The sequence below is a fragment of the Arthrobacter sp. HMWF013 genome (genome assembly GCF_003061105.1).
In the GTDB taxonomy this organism is placed as follows: domain Bacteria; phylum Actinomycetota; class Actinomycetes; order Actinomycetales; family Micrococcaceae; genus Arthrobacter.
Map to the genome: position 1 here is coordinate 1 of NZ_QAIQ01000267.1, position 2,848 is coordinate 2,848.

3 protein-coding genes are annotated in these 2,848 nt (G+C 68.2%); all 3 read right to left on the bottom strand.

The window, feature by feature from the left end:
• On the bottom strand, positions 1 to 1,459 hold a 1,459-nt coding region (locus DBR22_RS10615; RefSeq protein ID WP_108598991.1), incomplete at its 3' end, for an amino acid permease.
• Positions 1,460 to 1,653: 194 nt separating this feature from the next.
• Positions 1,654 to 2,325 (bottom strand): response regulator, encoded by a 672-nt coding sequence (locus tag DBR22_RS10620; protein WP_108598992.1) that lies wholly within the window; start codon positions 2,323 to 2,325, stop codon positions 1,654 to 1,656.
• Positions 2,303 to 2,848 (bottom strand): sensor histidine kinase (locus DBR22_RS10625; protein ID WP_258229139.1); only part of this gene is annotated, 546 nt, incomplete at its 5' end. The genes DBR22_RS10620 and DBR22_RS10625, both read right to left, overlap by 23 nt.

The window sequence follows — 2,848 nt, forward strand, 5'->3', positions numbered from 1 at the left end:
ACACCAGCGAGACGGCCACGATGCCCAGGATGAAGAAGCCCGAAATTGCGATGCCGTCCGGCTTGGCAACAACGTTCGCGGCCAGGGCGTAGAGCATCACCAGGGTCAGGACGGTGAACCCGATTGCGGCCTTCCGCTGTTTCCGGCGGACGGCTGAGATGGTGACGGCCACGGCGCCGGAGACCATCATGGCGAGGATTCCGGTGGCGTAGGCGCCGGCCTGGGCGTTGACGTCGGCGTTGAAGCCGATGGTGATGAGGATGCTGATGGCCGTGTACACGAGGACCACGGGACGGACCGCGCGGGACCACTCCGGGGCCATGCCGTAGGAGGGAAGGTAGCGGGGCACGATGTTGATCAGGCCCGCCATCGCGGATGCCCCGGCGAACCAGAGGATCAGGATGCTGCTGACGTCGTAGACCGAGCCGAAGCCGTTGCCCAGGAGCTCGTGGGCCAGGTATGCCAGGGCGCGGCCGTTCGCTTCGCCGCCGTCCTGGAACTCCTGGGCCGGGATGAGCACCGTGGTGACGAAGCTGCTGCCCAGCAGGTAGACGCTCATGATGAGGGCGGCGGTGGTCAGGAGCTTGCGGGTGTTCCGGATTTTGCTGGCCAGCTTCTCCTCGGGCGTCGCACCCTGGGATGCCACCAGCGGCATCATGCTGACGCCCGTTTCGAAGCCGGAAAGCCCCAGCACCAGCAGGGGGAAGGCCACCAGCGCGGGGCCCACCACACCTCCGAACCCGCCGGATGCGGTGGTGAGTGCGCTGGTCCAGTCAGCCATGGCACCGGGCTGGGTGACGGCGTCGTACATTCCCACGCCGATGATCACCGCGTTCAGCACCAGGAACACTGCCACCAGCGGAATGGCGACGGCCACGGCCTCGGAGAAGCCCAGCAGGAACACCCCGCCCAGGATCAGGAGCAGCACCACGGTGATGGGCACGGCTTGGCCCTCGAGGAACGGCGGCAGGTAGGGGTTTTCGAGCAGGTGCACGGTGGCGTCCGCGGCCGAGAGCGTGATGGTGACAATCCAGGACGTGGCCACAAAGCCCAGCAGAATCAGGACGAATATTTTGCCGCGCCAGAACGGCAGGAGCCGCTCGAGGATGGCCACGGAGCCCTGCCCGTGCGGGCTTTCGGCGGCCACGCGCCGGTACATCGGCAGCATGCCCACCAGCGTGAGGGCCACGATCAGGAGGGTGGCCAGCGGCGAGAGGGCACCGGCGGCGAGCGCGGCGATGCCCGGCAGGTAGGACAGGGTGGAAAAGTAGTCCACCCCGGTCAGGCACATGACCTTCCACCAGCTCTGCTGGGGCACATGATCCTCCGCCGCCTCCGGCCCGACCGGCTGGTGCACCCGGTGCTCCAGCAGCCAGCGGGACAGTGCGTTGCCGGGCTCAGCCTCCCGTTCGGGATTCGGCACGGTGGCGGGGATTGAATAGTGGGCTGATGCCGTCAAGGACGTGTCTTTCGTTGCTGCCGGAGGCGGCCAGCAAGCCCCGCACGGAGAGCAGGGTGCCGCCTATAACCAACGGAGCGTAGCACCGGCGTAGAGCCCGAAACCCCGGGATTCCGGGGATCTTAATGCTTTCTTAACGCCCTCTTGAACCCCGGATTAACGCCCGACGGCGGCACCCGCCGGGGTGCGCGGCATCACTCCTGGAAGCGGTAGCCCAGCCCTTGTTCCGTCAGGAGGTGGCGCGGGTTGGCGGGGTCGGTCTCCAGCTTCCGCCGCAGCTGCGCGAGGTAGACCCGCAGGTAGTTTGTCTCGCCGGCGTAGGCGGGCCCCCAGACCTGGTTGAGCAGTTCGTCATGGGTGACCAGTGCGCCGCGGTTCCGGGCCAGCAGTTCGAGGATTTTCCATTCCGTGGGCGTGAGCCGGACCGTCTCGCCGGCCCGGGTAACGCGCTTGGCCGCCAGGTCCACCGTGAAGTGCTCGGTTTCCACCACCGGAAGGTCGCCGGTTGTCCCCCGCCGCAGGGCAGCGCGCAGCCGGGCCAGGAGCTCGTCCATGCCGAACGGTTTGGTCACGTAATCGTCCGCGCCGGCGTCCAGGGCCAGGATTTTGTCCTCGGAGCCGTGCCGCGCGGACAGGACCACAATGGGCACATCGCTCCAGCGCCGCAGCCGGCGGATGACCTCCACGCCGTCCAGGTCCGGCAGCCCGAGGTCAAGGATGACCACGTCGGTCTGGTGCGCGGCTGCCTGGTCCAGCGCACCCTGCCCGGTGAAGGCGGTCAGGGTTGAGTAGCCGCGGGCGTTCAGGTTGATCTGCAGGGCCCGGAGGATGGGGACTTCGTCGTCAACGATCAGTACGGCGGCCATCAAGTCCTCTCATGCCCGGTTCAGTGCGCAGTTCGGGGCGGGGTCCAGGCGCCACACCCGTGGACAGCGGAAGGCGGACCACCATGGTCAGCCCGCCGCCGGGGGTGGGTTCGGCCAGGAGGACTCCGCCCATCGCCTCGGTGAAGCCTTTCGCCACGGCCAGGCCCAGCCCGATGCCCGTGCCTGGATTGGTATCGTCCGCCCGTTGGAAGGGCCGGAACATCGCCAGGACCTCCCCGGCCGGGATGCCCACGCCATGATCCACCACCGTGAGTTCGCTGGCGGGGACGTCCCCAATTGTTGCACTGCCGGCGCCGCCCACGGATCCGGAGATCACCACGTCGGAGTCCGGCGCATATTTCAGGGCGTTCTCCACCAGGTTGGCGATGACCCGTTCCAGCATGCCCGGGTCCGCGTCGACGGCCGGCATGTTGTCCGGCAGGAGCACCCGGAGCCGTTCCGAGTCCGTGCCGCGCAGCGCCTCCCCCACGGCGTCGGCCCAGTGGACCGGGCGGATCAGGGG

Bases quoted from the DNA above. Each gene is read 5' to 3' on its own strand.
- DBR22_RS10620 (WP_108598992.1), bottom strand. From the start codon at position 2,325: ATGGCCGCCGTACTGATCGTTGACGACGAAGTCCCCATCCTCCGGGCC.